At 64.2% G+C, this 18014-nt stretch carries 12 protein-coding genes; 8 read left to right on the forward strand and 4 right to left on the reverse strand.

Features of this window, described 5'->3' with window-relative positions; genetic code table 11:
* Positions 1-63: 63 nt before the first annotated feature.
* Complete coding sequence (locus tag NTD82_RS27030; RefSeq protein ID WP_095158039.1) at positions 64-690, forward strand: response regulator transcription factor; 627 nt, start codon at positions 64-66, stop codon at positions 688-690.
* Between the two features lie 7 nt (positions 691-697).
* A complete protein-coding gene (locus tag NTD82_RS27035; RefSeq protein ID WP_262130933.1) occupies positions 698-4360 on the forward strand; it encodes a transporter substrate-binding domain-containing protein in 3663 nt (1220 codons plus the stop codon).
* Between the two features lie 39 nt (positions 4361-4399).
* Here NTD82_RS27035 and NTD82_RS27040 read toward each other — a convergent pair whose 3' ends face one another.
* Positions 4400-4744: a YggL family protein gene (locus NTD82_RS27040; RefSeq protein ID WP_095155712.1), complete on the reverse strand. Its 345-nt coding sequence runs from the start codon at positions 4742-4744 to the stop codon at positions 4400-4402.
* A gap of 214 nt (positions 4745-4958) precedes the next feature.
* Between NTD82_RS27040 and dacB the strand changes: the two genes are divergently transcribed.
* On the forward strand, positions 4959-6407 hold the full coding sequence (gene dacB / locus NTD82_RS27045) for a D-alanyl-D-alanine carboxypeptidase/D-alanyl-D-alanine-endopeptidase (RefSeq protein WP_095155711.1): 1449 nt from the start codon (positions 4959-4961) through the stop codon (positions 6405-6407).
* An 11-nt stretch (positions 6408-6418) separates the two neighbouring features.
* On the opposite strand, the gene NTD82_RS27050 is transcribed toward dacB, so the two are convergent.
* Positions 6419-8809, reverse strand: coding sequence for a diguanylate cyclase (locus NTD82_RS27050; protein ID WP_262130934.1), 2391 nt, complete (start codon positions 8807-8809; stop codon positions 6419-6421).
* 98 nt (positions 8810-8907) lie between these two features.
* Positions 8908-11100 carry a bifunctional 23S rRNA (guanine(2069)-N(7))-methyltransferase RlmK/23S rRNA (guanine(2445)-N(2))-methyltransferase RlmL gene (gene rlmKL / locus NTD82_RS27055; protein ID WP_262130935.1) on the reverse strand — a complete coding sequence of 731 codons (2193 nt, stop codon included), beginning with the start codon at positions 11098-11100 and terminating at the stop codon, positions 8908-8910.
* 537 nt (positions 11101-11637) lie between these two features.
* On the opposite strand from rlmKL, the gene rmf reads away from it, so the two are divergent.
* Positions 11638-11853, forward strand: coding sequence for a ribosome modulation factor (gene rmf / locus NTD82_RS27060; protein WP_010223328.1), 216 nt, complete (start codon positions 11638-11640; stop codon positions 11851-11853).
* Between the two features lie 93 nt (positions 11854-11946).
* On the opposite strand, the gene NTD82_RS27065 is transcribed toward rmf, so the two are convergent.
* A complete protein-coding gene (locus NTD82_RS27065) occupies positions 11947-12972 on the reverse strand; it encodes a quinone-dependent dihydroorotate dehydrogenase (RefSeq protein WP_095155709.1) in 1026 nt (341 codons plus the stop codon).
* Between the two features lie 156 nt (positions 12973-13128).
* Here NTD82_RS27065 and NTD82_RS27070 point away from each other — a divergent pair, with 156 nt between their 5' ends.
* From NTD82_RS27070 to NTD82_RS27085, 4 genes are all read left to right on the forward strand, one after another.
* Positions 13129-14340 carry a CmpA/NrtA family ABC transporter substrate-binding protein gene (locus tag NTD82_RS27070; RefSeq protein ID WP_262130936.1) on the forward strand — a complete coding sequence of 404 codons (1212 nt, stop codon included), beginning with the start codon at positions 13129-13131 and terminating at the stop codon, positions 14338-14340.
* 13 nt (positions 14341-14353) lie between these two features.
* The gene (locus tag NTD82_RS27075) at positions 14354-14929 is read left to right on the forward strand and encodes an ANTAR domain-containing response regulator (RefSeq protein ID WP_095155707.1); all 576 of its coding nucleotides are present in this window, start codon (positions 14354-14356) and stop codon (positions 14927-14929) included.
* 184 nt (positions 14930-15113) lie between these two features.
* Positions 15114-16325, forward strand: coding sequence for a nitrate/nitrite transporter (locus NTD82_RS27080; protein WP_095155706.1), 1212 nt, complete (start codon positions 15114-15116; stop codon positions 16323-16325).
* Between the two features lie 9 nt (positions 16326-16334).
* Positions 16335-18005, forward strand: coding sequence for a bifunctional protein-serine/threonine kinase/phosphatase (locus NTD82_RS27085; protein ID WP_262130937.1), 1671 nt, complete (start codon positions 16335-16337; stop codon positions 18003-18005).
* Positions 18006-18014: the final 9 nt, after the last annotated feature.

Consider the following 18014-nt stretch of genomic DNA (forward strand, 5'->3'; position numbering starts at 1 on the left):
AGTGCACGCTGCATATCTGGGCTATGGTGCCGGCTCTACATGAGTCCCTTTTGGAAGATGAGCATGCACTCTGTTTTTATTGTCGATGACCATCCTGTCATACGCTTGGCCTTGCGCTTGCTGCTGGAGAACGAGGGTTATCGGATCGCCGGGGAATCCGATAACGGTGTAGACGCCATGCAGATGGTCCGCGAAAGCCCGCCGGACCTGGTCATTCTCGATATCGGCATCCCACGGCTCGACGGCCTGGAAGTCCTTTCGCGCTTCAACAGCATGTCGCTGCCCCTGAAAATACTGGTGCTGACAGCACAGTCCCCGGCGCTCTTCGCCATTCGCTGCATGTTGTCCGGCGCTTGCGGTTACGTCTGCAAACAGGAAGACCTGAGTGAACTGCTAAGTGCCGTCAAAGCGGTTCTTTCCGGATATAACTACTTCCCCAGCCAGGCGGTCTATCCGTTGCGCCAACAGGTTGAAATCGAGGAAGAAATAGAACTGTTCAAGTCGGTCAATGATCGCGAACTCATGGTGCTGCAACTGTTCGCCCAAGGCAAAAGCAACAAGGAAATTGCCGAAGGCATGTTCCTCAGCAACAAGACTGTCAGTACTTACAAGAAACGCCTGATGCAGAAACTCAAGGCGCGTTCATTGGTAGAGCTGATCGAGATGGCCAAACGCAACGAACTGGTGTGACCCGACCATGCTCAAGTCCATGCTGCTCGGCCTGCTGCTGGTCATGGCCTACCTGAGCCCCGCGCTGGCAGACGACATCGGCGAGACCCACTACAAGCTGCTCAGCCGAAGCACCCAGATGCCGCTGGGCATCTCCCTGACGCCGGCCCAGCAAGCCTGGATCCAGACCCGCCGTGAACTGGTGCTGGGCACCTCGGCCCCGGACTACCCGCCGTTCGACATGACCGCCAGCGGCCGTGACTACGAAGGCCTCACCGCCGACTACGCCGGGCTGCTGGGCCTGACCCTCGGGCTACCGATCAGGATCAAGCGCTACGCCAGTCGCGACCTGGCCTTGCAAGCCCTGGTGGACGGCGACATCGACCTGCTGGGCAGCGCCAACAGCTATGACGTCGCCACTGCCGGCGTGGCCCTGTCCCAGCCCTACGCCGAAGACCAACCGGTACTGGTAACCCGGGAAAACGAGACCCGGCCGCTGGATACCGGCCTGAGTGGCCTGCGCCTGAGCATGATCGCGCACTACCTGCCGCTCGCCGAAGTCCGCGCCACCTACCCCCACGCCAGCATCAGCACCTACAGCTCCTACCACCACGCCCTGAATGCCGTGGCCTTCGACCAGGCCGACGTCTTCCTCGGCGACACCGTGTCGACTCACTACCTGCTCAATCAAAGCCACCTGCAAAACCTCAAGATGGCCAACTTCGCCAAGCATGAGGCCATGGGTTTCGGCTTTGCCGTCCACCAGAGCAACGCCGTGCTGCTGACGCTGGTCAACAAGACCCTGGAAGCCGTCACCAGCAGCACCCGCGCCAGCATCTTCCGGCGCTGGAGTGCCGGCAGCAGCATCCTGCTGACCGACCGCAAGCTGCAATTGTCGCCCAGCGAAGAACTCTGGCTGGCGAAGAACCCGGTCGTAAGGGTGACCGTCGACGAGCATGCCGCACCGCTGACCTTCTTCGACAAGTCCGGCAACCTGCGGGGCATCGCCGCCGACCTGCTCGAACTGATTCGCCTGCGCACCGGCCTGCAATTCGAAATCCGCCGCAGCAGCGGCATCAGCGACATGATCGATCAGTTGAACCATGGCCATGCCGACATGATCGCGGCGATCTCCTATAGCCCCGAGCGCGCAGCCACCTTGACCATCAGCCGACCCTACCTGGAAAACTCCTACGTGCTGGTCACCCGCGAAGGCAAGGACGCGCCCCAGTCCCTCGAACAACTGCAAGGCCGGCGCCTGGCGGTCACCCGCGGCAATATCCTCAACGAAAACATTCGCAAGCTGTACCCCGACATCCAGCTGGTGGCCACCGAAGACATCGCCGCGGCCGCCTCATTGCTGGCGCACCGTCAGGTCGACGGCATGGTCATGGCCCTGATCAACGCCAATTTCAACCTGACCACCCAGCGCGACCTGGTGATCCGCTCCACCGTCAGCGATGCCTCGGCCACCTTCTCCCTGGCGACCTCGCGCAACGCCCACGAACTCGCCTCGATCCTCGACAAAGCGCTGACCAGCATCGTCCCCGAGGAAATGGGCATCATCAACAGTCGCTGGCGCGCCTACAGCGGCAACACCTATTCCTACTGGCAGAGCTACCAGCAGACCATCCTCAAAGTGATCCTCGGCACCTTGGTCCTGCTGCTGCTGTCACTGGCCTGGAATGCCTGGATGCGCCGCCAGATCAAACAGCGCGAGGCCGCTGAACGCGCACTCAACGACCAGCTCGAATTCATGCGCGCGATGGTCAACGGCACGCCCCACCCGATCTATGTCCGCGACCGCGACGGCCTGCTGCAGACCTGCAACGAAAGCTACCTGCAGGCCCTCGGCGCCGGCCCCGAGGATGTCCTCGGCAAATCCATCGACGACGCCCCTCTGGGTGGCTCGGACGATGCGCGGAAAATCCAGGCCGACTACCTGCGGGTCATGAACGAAGGCCGCTCGCTGATCCTCGACCGACCGCTGATGATGAAGAACGTCGAGCTGACGATCTATCACTGGATCCTGCCGTACCGCGACTCCCTCGGCGAAGTCAAAGGCATCATCGGCGGCTGGCTGGACATCAGCGAGCGCCGCCAACTGGTCCACGACCTGCGCCTGGCCAAGGAGCAGGCCGATGCCGCCAGCCGCGCCAAAAGTACCTTCCTCGCAACCATGAGCCACGAAATCCGCACGCCGATGAATGCCCTGATCGGCATGCTCGAACTGGCGCTCAAGCGCCCCGACGGGCAGCCCATGGATCGCCCGGCCATCGAAGTCGCCTACCATTCGGCGCGGGACCTGCTGTCGCTGATCGGCGATATCCTCGACATCGCCCGCATCGAATCCGGGCACCTGAACCTCAGCCCCGAACGGGTCGACCCGGCGGAGCTGGTGCAGTCCACCACCCAGGTCTTCGAAGGGATGGCGCGGCAGAAAGGCCTGGAACTGACCCTCGCCATCTCCCGCACCGCGCACCGCGACGTACTGCTCGACCCCATGCGCTTCAGGCAGATCCTCTCGAACCTGGTCAGCAACGCCATCAAGTTCACCACCTGGGGCCAGGTCAAGATCGACTTGGCCATCTCCAACCTGCCCACCACGGGCGACGCCAACCGCGACGACCTGCAACTGGAACTGTCGGTCTGCGACACCGGTGTCGGCATCGCCCTGGACGACCAGCAGCGGCTGTTCCAGCCGTTCGCCCAGATAGAACCCGACAGCTCGCAAGCACGGAGCGGCAGCGGCCTGGGCCTGGTCATCAGCCGCAGCCTGTGCGAGATGATGGGCGGCAAGCTGAGCCTGTTCAGCAAGCCCGGCGAAGGCACGGAAATCCGCGTCAGCCTGCCGCTGCGCAGCCTGCCGGAGTGCCGCGAGCCCAAGCCCCAGGAGCTGGCGCCGCCGATGCCCGCTGCCGGTCTCAACGTGCTGGTGATCGACGACCACCCGGCCAACCTGCTGCTGGTGGCACAGCAACTGGAATTCCTAGGCGTGCAATACACCTGCGTCGACAACGGCGCTCAGGGCCTGGCAATGTGCGAGTCGGCTCACTACGACGTATTCATCGTCGACTGCAACATGCCACATATGGACGGCTACCAGTTCACCCGCGCGGTACGTTCGCAGGAACAGCAACAAGGCAGGACGCCCTCGACGATTCTCGGCTACACCGCCAACGCCCAGCCGGAAGTCCGCGAGCGCTGCGAACAGGCCGGGATGAGCGACTGCCTGCTCAAACCCATCGGCTTGCACACCCTTGGCCAGCGCCTCGCCAGCGTGTCAACGCAGCCAGCAGCCACCAGCCCTCCCGCGTTGTTTGATCTCAAGGGCCTCGAACCGATCATCGGCGACTGTCCCGCAGAACTGCGCCGTCTCTTGGAAACGCTGCTGCGCAGCAGCCCGGAAGACCAGCAACGGCTGCAGGAAATCGACACCCATGGCGACCCGCTACCGTTGCAGAATATCGCCCACCAGATTCTCGGGGTGGCACGCATCGTCCAGGCCGAAGCGCTGATGCTGGCCTGTGAAAAGCTTGAGGAAGTCTGTGAGCGGTTCGCACCGGAGCCGGTGCTGAGGCGCCGCAAGCGGCAAGTGCTGTATCAGATGAGACGGGTCGACGAGACCCTGCGGCAAACTCTGGCGAGCCTGCCAGAATCGACGGACGTCGATCAGGAAGGAAAAGACTGAAACGAACGCGGCAGCCACCAGGGCTGCCGCATTTGCTTGTCAGGCGACCGGGTGGACCGGTTTTTCCGGGTACCAGGCGTCCAGCAGCGGGCTGATTTCGATCTTGGTCAGCTCGCCACGGCCTTTCAGCCAGGCTTCAACGGTAGCGCGCTGCTCTTCGGTAGCCGAGCCACGCTTGGCCGAGCAGACCAGACCGAAGTCATCACCGCCGACATAGTCCAGACCGTTGGCATCCATAGCCTCTGTCAGGAAGGCGTCGAGGAAGGCGTCGATGGCTTCATCGCTCAGGTCTTCCTTGAATTCCAGGTTCAGTTCGAAACCCAGCTCCTGGAATTCATCCACACAGAGTTTTTTGCGCAGACGGCGGGAACGGTTGGTAGCCATGAAACAATCCTCTTGAGTATTAACGCGCGGCACTTTAACAGCTTCGCCCGTGCACTGCCCGATAAAACCCGACAATCCGCCACACGGACGCGCATTCGCGGCGCACGCGGGCGCAGGCTTGGGGCATAATGCGCGCTATCATTTTTTCATGCCGGGGCCATCATCCTGTTCAGCCCCGTTTTTTTCACCCCTCGCCCGCAGGGTTTCAGTGCTTATGACCCCATCCCTTCGCTCGCTGTTGTTCGCCGGTCTGCTCCTGCCACTCGCGCTGCCGGCCCATGCCGTCCCCGTCAGTAACACGCTGCCGCCCAAGGTCCAGCAAGCCCTCAAGAGCAACAAACTCCAGGATTCAGCCCTCTCGCTGGTGATGCTGCCGCTCAACGGCCCGGGCACCCCGACCATTTTCAACGCCGACGTCTCGGTCAACCCGGCCTCCACCATGAAGCTGGTGACCACCTACGCCGCCCTGGAAATGCTCGGCCCCACCTACCAGTGGAAAACCGAGTTCTACAGCGACGGCCCGCTGAGCAACGGTGTGCTCAACGGCAACCTGTACCTCAAGGGCGGTGGCGACCCCAAGCTGAACATGGAAAAGCTCTGGCTGCTGATGCGTGACCTGCGCGCCAATGGCGTGCAGACCATCACCGGCGACCTGGTGCTGGACCGCAGCCACTTCATCCAGCCGCAACTGCCGCAGTTCAACGACGATGGCGGCGATGAGAACAAGCCGTTCCTGGTCAAGCCCGACTCGCTGCTGGTCAACCTCAAGGCTTTGCGCTTCGTCGCCCGCAATGACGGTGGCCGAGTACTGGTCTCGGTCGAGCCGCCGATTGCCAGCATCCGCATCGACAACCAGGTCAAGGCCCTGCCGAGCAAGCAGTGCACCGGCGAAGTCCGCTACAACCCGGTGGTCCAGGCCGACGGCGTGACGGTAACGGTCACCGGCCAGCTGGGCGAAGGCTGCAACTCGCAGACCTACCTCTCGCTGCTCGATCACCCGACCTACGCCGCCGGCGCCGTACGGGCGATCTGGAACGAACTGGGCGGCACCATCCAGGGCCGCGACCGCGTCGAGGACGTGCCGAAAAGCGCACGCCTGCTGGCCCGCGCTTTCTCCCCTGATCTGGTGGAGATCATTCGCGACATCAACAAGTACAGCAACAACACCATGGCCCAGCAGTTGTTCCTGAGCCTTGGCGCGCGCTTCCGTACCGATGCCGACGGCGACGACGCCCGCGCCGCGCAGCGAGTCGTGCGCCAGTGGCTGGCGAAGAAAGGCATCACCGCTTCGCACCTGGTAATGGAGAACGGCTCCGGCCTGTCCCGTGCCGAACGGGTCAGCGCGCGGGAAATGGCCACGCTGCTGCAAGCCGCCTGGAAAAGTCCGTACGCCGCCGAGTTCATCAGCTCGTTGCCGCTGACCGGCATGGACGGCACCATGCGCAAGCGCCTCAAGCGCACCGCCATGGCTGGCGAAGCACACATCAAGACCGGCACCCTGAACACCGTGCGTGCCATCTCCGGCTTCAGCCGCGACAGCAACGGCACCACCTGGGCAGTCACGGCGATCCTCAACGATCCACGTCCGTGGGGCGCTTCAGCGGTGCTCGACCAGATCCTGCTGGACCTTTACAAGCAGCCGAAAGTGGCCGGCACCGAGTAAATACGCCGGGGTCAGAACTGTTCGGCTTCGACCCTGTCGCGGCCGCCCTGCTTGGCCAGGTAGACCCCGGAATCGGCACGCAGCAACAAGGCATCGGCGCCCTCACCGGGGCGCCAGCCCGCCACACCGAAGCTGGCGGTGACCCGGCCGACGCCGTCCACCGGCACGCTGCGCAGCCCCTGCCACAACTCCAGCGCCAGTGAGTGCGCCTGGGCGGCATTACTGCCCGGGCAGAGCACCATGAACTCCTCCCCTCCCAGCCGACAGAACACGTCAGTACGCCGCAAACGGTGGCTGATGCGCTGACACAGGTTTTGCAGCACGTGATCGCCGATGGCATGGCCGTACTGGTCGTTGATGTGCTTGAAGTGGTCGATATCCAGCATGATCACCGCCAGGTCCTGGCCACCGCGCTGGGCCCGCTCCAGCTCGGTCTTCAGGCGTTCCTGGAAGTAGCGGCGGTTGTGGATGCCGGTCAGCGAGTCGGTGACCGACAACGCGCGCAGCTCTTCCTCGACCCGCTTCAGGTCGGAGATATCCGTGAGGTAGCCGTGCCACAAGGTGCCACCATCCGGCAGCGACTCCGGCGTCGCCTCACCGCGAACCCAGCGCAGTCCGGCCTTGGGCAACTGCACCCGGTACTCCTCGCGCCAAGGCGTCAGTTGCTCGGCGGATTCGCGAATGGAATCACGGACCCTGCCCAGGTCATCCGGGTGGACGCGCTCGAACACCGCAGTGGCGTCCTGACGCAGCAGCATCAGGTCGACTTCATAGATATCGCGCAAGCCTTCGCTGGCGTAACTGAAGCAGGAGCTGCCATCAGGATCGAGACGGAACTGGTAGATCCCGCCGGGAACCTGCGCGGTGAGGTTTTCCAGCAACTTGTCCCGGGCCTCGAGGGCTTCGTGCACGCGCTTGCGCTCGGTGATATCGATGCAGATCGCAAGATGGCCAACCCACAACCCGTATTCGTCCAGCACTGCGGTCACCAGCATGTTCGCCGACAAGTGCGTGCCGTCCTTGCGTCGCAACGTCCACTCGCCGGGTTCTTCGTCGATGTCCGGGACACTGTCCACCAGCATCGCCTGGCTGCTGCTGATCTCGCGTCCGAAGCGCAGGCTCATCAACCGCGCGCGCTCCTGCACCTCCTGCGGCAACAGCAAGTGTTCCAGGGTCAGTTTGCCCACCGCCTCTTCGCTGCTGTAGCCAAGCATGCGCTCGGCGCCGGCATTGAAGGTGCTGATCTGTCCATGCAGGTCAGTGGCGATGATCGCCACCTGGGTCGCGGCCTCCAGCACGCTGCGCAACTGGTTGTGGGTATTGCGCAGGCTCTCTTCGCTGATACGCAGTTCTGCGGTGCGCTGCTCCACCAGGGTCAGGGCGCGCTGGCGCTGACTGAACAGGCTGAACAACAGGGCGCTGAGCAACAGGCTCAACAAACCGCCGAGAAACGCCACCGCCGTGGCCGACGAGCGATCGCCGTCGAGGAACACCTTGCTGGGGAACATGTTGAGTTGGTAGGAACGGTCGCCAAGGTGGAGCACCTGACGCATCGCCAGCGGCGAGTCGCCCACGGTATTGCCCGACTGGAACAGCGCCTCGGGCTCACCCTCGGCGGAAAGGTCGAGGATCCGCACCACCAGATTGTCGTCCTCGGCGCTGGGCAAGCCGTCGGCCATCAACTGGCGCATGCTCAGCACCGCCATTACATAACCCTTTGGCGCGGGGTCGGGCTGTTGCGGTGCGAACACCGGCGCCACCATGAGCATGCCGCGGGCGTAGGCCGGATCGACGCCAATCAGGTCGTACGGCGCCGACACCGCGATCGATCCGGGCGTCGAGGCGCGGATCAAGGCGTCGCGACGCACCGACTGCGACAGCAGGTCGAAACCCAAGGGCGGCGGCAGTTGGCTGAGGGTCTGACTGAACAGCACCGGGTAATACACCGGACGCACCTGAGAGGGTTGCAGCACGCCGCCCTCACCGAGTTCGCGGATGCTGAAATCGCGGCCGAGCAGTTCCCGGGTCTGCCGCTCGAAATCGGCGCGCTGCGCCTGGCTGACCCGCGGTGCCCAGGAATAGGCCTGGGAGCGGTGCAGCAAAGGCCTCACGTAACCGTCGAATTCGTCGCGGGTGATTTCCTGGGCGTAGACGAAGAAACGCCGCAGGCTGTCGAGGCGCTGCGTCTGGTCTTGCAGGCGCTCTTCGATGCGGCTGAAGCGTTCATTGGCGAGGAGTTCGAAGCGTTGCGCCAGTTGCTGCTGGTAGAGCTGCCAGGCGGCCAGCGCGAGCATGGCGGTCAACAGGCCGCCGACCACCAGCGCCACCACGGCGACCAGCCACGCGGACACCTCTTCGCTGATGAAGCCGAGCATCTTCGGGCGCAGGGTTGGGATCGACATGGTCATGACTCACAACATCGGCCCACGACGGCACTCAGGGCTCTCTTCAATAATAGCCAGTAGCCACGATTTTGAGAGTCCCGAATGCGTCATTTACTTCACCGTGCCTGGATGCGCCAGGCGCGGTGGATCTTGGTGTTGCGGGCGAAGTCTGGATCGATGGTCTGGGCGCTGATTTCCTCGATCGCGTAGCGCTCCTGCAGGTGCTCATCGAGCTGGAACTTGCGGAAGTTGTTCGAGAAGTACAGCACGCCGCCCGGCGCCAGGCGGGCTACCGCCAGGTCGAGCAGTTCGACGTGGTCACGCTGCACGTCGAACACCCCTTCCATGCGCTTGGAGTTGGAGAAGGTCGGCGGGTCGATGAAGATCAGGTCGTATTGCTCACGGTTGGCTTGCAGCCAGGCCATGACATCGCCCTGCTCCAGGCGGTTCTTGTCCGAGTAGCCATTGAGCGACAGGTTGCGCCGTGCCCAGTCCAGGTAGGTTTTCGACAGGTCGACGCTGGTGGTGCTGCGCGCGCCGCCCTTGGCCGCGTGCACGCTGGCAGTGGCGGTGTAGCAGAACAGGTTGAGGAAGCGCTTGCCCGCAGCTTCGCGCTGGATACGCATGCGCATCGGACGGTGGTCGAGGAACAGACCGGTGTCCAGGTAGTCGGTGAGGTTCACCAGCAGTTTGACGCCGCCTTCACTGACCTCGGTGAACTGGCCCTGGGTGTTCTGCCGTTCGTACTGGCGGGTGCCGCTCTGACGCTCGCGGCGCTTGAGGATCACCTTGCTCTGATCAACGCCGAGGGTCTGCGGGATTGCCGCCAGCGCGTCGAACAGACGGGCCTGGGCCTTTTCCGGATCGACCGAACGCGGCGCGGCGTATTCCTGCACGTGGACCCAGCCCTGGTACAGGTCGACCGCCAGCGAGTACTCGGGCATGTCGGCGTCGTAGACGCGGTAGCAGGTGATGTGTTCGCGACGCGCCCACTTGCCCAGTTGCTTGAGATTCTTCTGCAGGCGGTTGGCGAACATCTGCCCGCCTTCGCTCAGGCGTGCGGTCTCATTCGCCGGAGCCACCGCCGGACGCTCTTCATCCTGGTTGCGCTCGGCCGAACGGCGCTCGCCGGTCACGAACTGGTCGGGCTCGACCTTGATCAGCAGCAGCTTGCACGGCAAGGCGCCGTTCCAGAAGGCGTATTGCTTGTGGCTGCGGATGCCCATGCGCTTGCCCAGGTCCGGCGCGCCGGTGAACACCGCCGCTTCCCAGCCCAGGCATGCCTGGCGCAGACGCTCGCCGAGGTTCTGGTAGAGGTAGAGCAGGCTGGCTTCGTCGCCCAGGCGTTCGCCGTAAGGCGGGTTGCTGATCACCAGGCCTTTCTGGTTCTGGTCCGGGCGCGGCTCGAAGGTGCCGACTTCGCCCTGGTAGATCTTCACCCAGTCGCTCAGGCCGGCGCGCTCGACGTTGTTGCGGCCCGGCTGGATCAGGCGCGGGTCGGCTTCGTAGCCGCGAATCCACAGCGGTGGACGGGCCAGACCGGCTTCGGCGCGGGCCTTGGCTTCGTCATGCACCTTGCGCCACAGCGCCGGGACGTGACCGAGCCAGGAGGTGAAGCCCCAGCGCTCGCGCTTGAGGTTGGGGGCGATATCCGCGGCGATCATCGCCGCTTCCACCAGGAACGTACCGACACCGCACATCGGGTCAGCCAGCGCGCCGCCTTCGGCAGCGATCCGCGGCCAGCCGGCGCGGATCAGTACCGCGGCGGCGAGGTTTTCCTTGAGCGGCGCGGCACCCTGCTGCAGGCGGTAACCGCGCTGGTGCAGGCTGTGGCCGGACAGGTCGAGGGAGAGGATCGCTTCACCGCGCTCAAGGCGCAGGTGGACGCGCAGATCGGGGTTGAGCTTGTCGATCGACGGCCGCTCGCCCTGGGCGTTGCGCAGTTTGTCGACGATGGCGTCCTTGACCTTCAAGGCGCCGAAGTGGGTGTTGTCAATGCCCGAGCCATGACCGCTGAACTCCACGGCCAGGGTGCCGGCGGCGTCCAGGTGCTCTTGCCAGTCCACTTCGTTGACACCGTCGTACAGGTCGTCGGCGTTCTTCATGTTGAAGCGCTTGAGCACCAGCAGGACGCGGTTGGCCAGACGCGACCAGACGCACAGGCGGTAGGCGGTTTCCATGTCGGCCGAGCCGCGCAGCGCCGAGGTGTGCTCGCGCACATCTTCAAGGCCCAGGCCGCGTGCTTCATCGGCGAGCAGGCCTTCAAGGCCTTTGGGACAGGTAAGGTAAAGTTCGAAACGGTCCGACATGAGTCATCCAGCCTTGGGCATAGTGAAGGAGCGAGCGCATCGCCCTTCGAAGTTTGATCGGGCGCCTTCGGCAAGCACCCGAGTGGCACGCGTTGACGTACCGGGCCACCCGGCGAGCCCTTCTTGCGGAAGGCAAAAAGGCTTTGATCGCCGGGCAGAATGAAAAATTCGATGGCAAAAGGTTACAAAAGTGACCCTTCGTCGTTTTTACCCACCGGTGACGAGAATGGTTCCCGACGGTGGCAATTTGATCTACAGGTCAGGCAAACCCTGATGATAGCTGGCTTTGCCCCAACTCCCGCCTTGAATCAATTTTTTACTTATCCTCTCACCCATGGAAAAGTTACGTGCTTATGACAAATTGTTCGTTCACACGTCCATCCCCATTGGTTAGAACTCAACTCAGGTTGTCACCGCAACGGGACAACACTTCAAGCTCGCCACGCCGGCAGCGAGCGCAAAACCGGCAGAAAGAATCTGCCCGACCTCACACGAGGTCGACGGGACATTACAGTCAACAAATGAGGGCAGTACCCTATGAGAAGACTTAAGCGTGATCCGTTGGAAAGAGCATTTTCACGTGGCTACCAATACGGGGTCACCGGCAAATCCCGCGAGCTTTGCCCCTTTACCCTACCGTCCGTACGCCAGGCATGGATCAATGGCTGGCGTGAGGGACGAGGTGACAACTGGGATGGCATGACCGGCACCGCAGGTATCCATAGACTCAACGAACTTCACGCCGTTGGCTGAACGAGGAGCTGAACCGAGTTACCATGCGCGCCCCATCCGGGCGGCGGGCTGAGGCCCAGGGGCCCCTTGAAGGGGCCCTTTTTTATGCCCGCTTCAGCGCCCCGGCATCGCGGCGATGGCGTCCACGGCCTCGCGAATCAGCGCCGGTCCCTTGTAGATGAAACCCGAATAGATCTGCACCAGGCTCGCACCCGCCGCGATCTTCTCTGCGGCATGACGGCCTTCGGTAATCCCACCCGCAGCAATGATCGGCATCTTGCCCGCCAGTTCACCGGCCAGCACCTGGACCGTGTGGGTGCTCTTGTCCCGCACCGGCGCGCCCGACAGGCCGCCCGCCTCGTCCGCATGCTGCAGACCTTCGACGCCTTCACGGCTGAGGGTGGTGTTGGTCGCGATTACCGCGTCCATGCCCGACTCCAGCAGGGCCGACGCCACCAGTGCGGTTTCTTCGTCAGTCATGTCCGGGGCGATCTTGATCGCCAGCGGCACACGCTTGCCATGGGTCAAGGCCAATTCTTCACGGCGCACAGCCAAAGCATCCAGCAACTGCTTGAGCGAATCGCCGAACTGCAGGCTGCGCAGACCCGGGGTGTTGGGCGAGCTGACATTGACGGTGACGTAGCTGGAATGGTTGTAGACCTTGTCCAGGCAGATCAGGTAGTCGTCTACCGCGCGCTCGACCGGGGTGTCGAAGTTCTTGCCGATATTGATGCCGAGCACGCCGCGGTAATTGGACGCACGCACGCGGTTGAGCAGGTTGTCCACGCCGAGGTTGTTGAAGCCCATGCGGTTGATGATCGCCTCGGCCTCGGGCAGGCGGAACAGCCGTGGTTTCGGGTTGCCCGGTTGCGGACGCGGGGTCACGGTACCGATCTCGACGAAACCGAAGCCCAGTTGACCGAAGCCGTCGATGGCCGCGCCGTTCTTGTCCAGCCCCGCCGCCAGACCCACAGGGTTGGCGAACTCCAGGCCCAGGACCTTTACCGGCAAGCGCGCCGGCGCCTTGGTCAACAGCCCGTTGAGGCCCAGACGGCCACCGGCACCGATCAGGTCCAGCGACAGGTCGTGGGAGGTTTCCGGGGACAGTTTGAACAACAGCTGGCGGGCCAGGTTATACATGGGCGGGCTTGGCTCAAGGTGTGGAGAGGCGGCGATTATAGCCAGCCCCGGGTTGCGGCGACAGGGCCTTGGCATATGCGTTGCTTGACTCCACCCACAGGGCCGCCGCGCAACCCGCGCCGGCCGCCGCTTTATCTGCCGGGCGATCCCACCGCGATGAATGACATTCCCTCCTCCCCCCTGGCCTGGCTGCATGGCAGCGACGCCCCGGAAAAGACCAGCCTGAATATCGGCTTCATGGCCCTGAGCGACTGCGCTTCGCTGGTGGTCGCCGCGACCCAGGGCTTCTCCCAGCCCCACGGCCTGACCTTGAACCTCAAACGCCAAAGTTCCTGGGCCGGCCTGCGCGACGGCCTGCTCAGTGGCGAACTGGATGCCGCGCACTGCCTGTATGGCCTGACCTACGCCGTGCACCTGGGCATTGGCGGTGTCGGCGCCACACCGATGGCGGTGCTGATGGGCCTGAACCATAACGGCCAGAGCATCAACCTGTCGCCCGCCCTGCAAGCGCAAGGTGTGGGCAATCCCGAGGCACTCGAACGCCGCGTGCACCAAAGTCAGGCAAAACTCACCTTCGCGCAGACGTTTCCCACCGGCACGCACGCCATGTGGCTGTATTACTGGCTCGCCAGCCAGGGCATTCATCCATTGCATGACGTCAACAGCGTGGTAGTCCCGCCGGCGCAAATGCTCACCCACCTGCGCGCCGGGCGCATCGACGGTTTCTGCGTCGGCGAGCCGTGGTCGGCCAATGCGGTGAACCAGGGCATGGGCTTCACCCTGGCGACCAGCCAGTCGATCTGGCCCGATCACCCGGAAAAAGTCCTCGGCACCACCCGCGCGTTCGTCGAGCAGTACCCCAACACCGCGCGGGCGCTGGTGTCGTCGATCCTCGCGGCGAGCCGCTTTATCGAAGAAAGCCCGGAAAACCGCCACGCCACCGCGCAATTACTGAGCGCCGACAACTACCTCGACACCCCGCTGAGCGATATCGAACCGCGCATGCAGGGCGACTACGCGGACGGCCTCGGCAACAATTGGCACGACGCCCACGGCCTGAGCCTGCACAACAATGGCCTGGCCAACTTCCCGTACCTGTCCGACGCCATGTGGTTCATGACCCAGTTCCGCCGCTGGGGCCTGCTGCGCGAAGACCCGGACTACCTCGGCGTCGCCAGCCAGGTGCAGCAACTGAGCCTGTACCGCGATGCCGCCGCCAGCATGGGTGTCGAGTGTCCGTCGGCGTCGATGCGCAGCAGCCAGTTGATCGATGGAACGGTCTGGGACGGCTCCGACCCACGGGGCTATGCCCACGGATTCCGCCTGCACGCCCTGGCCGACCAGCCAGCGGCGCAGGCCGGTCGCTGAGAGGGCCGCCCAGATGCTGCGAATCCTGTTGATCGATGACACCGAAAAGAAAGTCGGCCGACTCAAGGCCGCCCTTGTCGAAGCCGGCTTCGAGGTCATCGAAGAATCCGGCCTGACCATTGACCTGCCGGCACGCGTCGAAACGGTGCGGCCGGACGTGATCCTGATCGATACCGAGTCACCGGGGCGTGACGTCATGGACCAGGTGGTGCTGGTCAGCCGCGACCTGCCGCGGCCGATCGTGATGTTCACCGACGAGCACGACCCGAGCGTGATGCGCCAGGCGATCCAGGCCGGAGTCAGCGCCTACATCGTCGAAGGCATCCACGCCCGCCGCCTGCAGCCGATCCTCGACGTGGCCATGGCCCGCTTCGAAAGCGACCAGGCGCTCAAGGCCCAGCTTCACGCCCGCGACCAGCAACTGGCCGAGCGCAAACGCATCGAGCTGGCCAAAGGGCTGCTGATGAAAATGAAGGACTGCAACGAGGAAGAGGCCTACACCCTGATGCGGCGCCAGGCCATGAGCAAACAGCAGAAGCTGATTCAGGTGGCGGAGCAGATCATTGCGATGAATGACTTGCTGGGTTGACCTGTGGGCCTTGGGGTCCGCAGATCAACCCAAGCAGAAGAAACTGGCCCACCTCTTGCTTTGATCCACCCCGGTAGCCAACGGCGGTTGCCCCCAAACATTCGACAAAGACGTCGCTCTCCCCCTCGCCCCCAACGCGAGCCGGGAAGCGGCGTTTTTTTGTTTCAGCCCCGTGAGGTGTCCCATGAATACAAGCTTCTGGAAATCCGGGCATGTCCCGACCCTGTTTGCCGCCTTCCTGTATTTCGACCTGAGCTTCATGGTCTGGTACCTGCTCGGACCGCTGGCGGTGCAGATTGCCGCCGACCTGCAATTGACCACGCAACAGCGCGGGCTGATGGTCGCCACGCCGATTCTCGCCGGTGCAGTGTTGCGCTTCGTCATGGGCGTGCTGGTGGATCGCCTGTCGCCGAAGACCGCCGGGCTGATCGGCCAGGTGATCGTCATCGTCGCGCTGTTCTGCGCCTGGAAGCTGGGCATCCACAGCTACGGCGACGCCCTGCTGCTCGGGGTGTTCCTCGGGGTTGCCGGGGCCTCTTTCGCGGTGTCGCTGCCGCTGGCTTCGCAGTGGTATCCGCCACAGCACCAGGGCAAGGCCATGGGCATTGCCGGCGCGGGCAACTCCGGCACCGTGTTCGCCGCACTGCTGGCGCCGGTGCTGGCCGCCAGCTTCGGCTGGAACAACGTGTTCGGCTTCGCCGTGCTGCCACTGCTGCTGACCCTGGTGCTGTTCGCCCTGCTGGCGCGCAACGCTCCGCAACGGCCCAAGCCCAAGGCCGTGGCCGATTACCTCAAGGCCCTCGGCGACCGCGACAGCTGGTGGTTCATGTTCTTCTACAGCGTGACCTTCGGCGGCTTCATCGGCCTGGCCAGCGCCCTGCCCGGCTATTTCAACGACCAGTACGGGCTCGACCCGGTCAAGGCCGGCTACTACACCGCTGCCTGCGTCTTCGCCGGCAGCCTGATGCGCCCGCTGGGCGGCGCCCTGGCCGACCGTTTCGGCGGCATTCGCACCCTGCTGGCGATGTACAGCGTGGCGGCTGTCTGCATCGCGGCGGTGGGTTTCAACCTGCCCAGCTCGGTGGCGGCGCTGGCGTTGTTCGTCTCCGCCATGCTCGGCCTCGGTGCCGGCAACGGCGCGGTGTTCCAACTGGTGCCGCAGCGCTTCCGCCAGGAAATCGGCGTGATGACCGGGCTGATCGGCATGGCCGGCGGCATCGGCGGCTTCCTGCTGGCGGCGGGCCTGGGGACCATCAAGCAGTACAGCGGTGACTATCAGTTGGGCCTGTGGCTGTTCGCCAGCCTCGGCGTACTGGCGTGGTTCGGCCTGCATGGCGTGAAACGCCGCTGGCGCACCACCTGGGGCTCGGCCGCCGTCACCGCGGCGCGGGTCTGAGCCGAGGCCATGGCCCTGCAACTGAGCATCGCCCAGGCCAGCGCCAGCGGTCCGCGAGAGGAAAACCAGGACGCCACGCGACTGGTCACCCCCGCGGCAGAGCTGGCCGCCAGCAAGGGCTACCTGTTCGCCCTCGCCGACGGTGTCAGCCAGTGCGCCGACGGCGGGCTGGCGGCCCGGGCCAGCCTGCAATCGCTGGCGCTGGACTACTACGCCACGCCGCCCACCTGGGGCGTGGCACAAGCGCTGGACCGCCTGCTGCTGGCGCAGAACCGCTGGCTGCGCGCCAACGGTGGCGGCCAGCCGCTGCTGACCACCCTGAGTGCGCTGGTGCTGCGCGGGCAGCGTTTCACCCTCGCCCATGTCGGCGACTGCCGGGTCTACCGCTGGCACGCCGACCACTTGCAGCGCATCAGCCAGGACCATGTCTGGGACCAGCCAGGCATGCAGCACGTGCTCAAGCGCGCGCTGGGACTGGATGAGCACCTGCTGGTGGACTACCTGGAAGGCGAACTGCGCTGCCACGAAAGTTTCGTGATGCTGAGCGACGGGGTCTGGAGCACGCTCAACGAACAGCAGATCGGCGCAGTGCTGCGCGAAGCCGCTGATCTGGAAGAAGCCTGCAACACGCTGGTGCGCATGGCCCACCTGGCCGGTAGCCAGGACAACGCCAGCGCTGTGCTGGTGCGGGTCGAACAACTCGGCGCAAACAGCCTCGGCGACACCCTGGCGCAGTTGCAGCAATGGCCGCTGCCGCCCGCTTTACGCCCTGGCCAGACATTCGAAGGCTGGCAGGTGGAATGTGTGCTCGGCCAAAGCCGCCAGTCGCTGCTGTACCGGGTTCGCGACCGCCAGCAGCAACCCTGGCTGCTCAAGACCCTGCCCGCCAACCGCGACCAGGATGTCGCGGCCCAGCAAGGCTTGTTGATGGAGGAATGGTTTCTGCGCCGGGTCGCCGGGCGCAGCTTTCCCGAGGTGCACCCCGGCAGCCAGCGCCAGCACCTGTATTACCTGATGCGCGAATACCCCGGCCTGACCCTGGCGCAGCACGTCGAACAACAGGGGTTACTGGCCCTGCCGCAATGGCTGGACATCGCCCGGCAAACCCTGCGTGCTGTGGGCATGCTGCACCGGCGCAATATTCTTCACCGCGACATCAAGCCGGAGAACCTGCACCTGGGCAATGACGGCCAGGTGCGCCTGCTGGATTTCGGTCTGGCGTATTGCCCGGGACTTTCCGAAGACGGCGCCCACGACCTGCCCGGAACCCCTTCATTCATAGCCCCGGAAGCTTTTCAGGGACACGGCCCCACCGTGCAGCAGGATCTCTATGCGGTAGGCGTGACCCTGTTTTACCTGCTCACCGGCCACTATCCCTACGGCGAGATCGAAGCCTTCCAGCACCCGCGTTTCGGCACACCGGCCAGCGCCGCACGGCTGCGCCCGGACCTGCCGGACTGGCTGGAGCGCAGCCTGGCGCAGGCGCTGAACAGCGACCCTCGGCAACGCTTCGAAACCGCCGAGCAATGGCTATTGCTGCTCGAACAAGGCGAACACCAACCCCAGGCCCTGCGCCCACGTCCGTTGCTGGAGCGCGAGCCGCTGAAAGTCTGGCGCGGCCTGGCGCTGCTGTCGTTGCTGCTCAACCTGATACTGCTGATCAGCCTGCTAAAGGCCTGACACCCCCTG

The sequence above is a fragment of the Pseudomonas sp. 5P_5.1_Bac1 genome (assembly GCF_025466015.1).
GTDB lineage: Bacteria > Pseudomonadota > Gammaproteobacteria > Pseudomonadales > Pseudomonadaceae > Aquipseudomonas.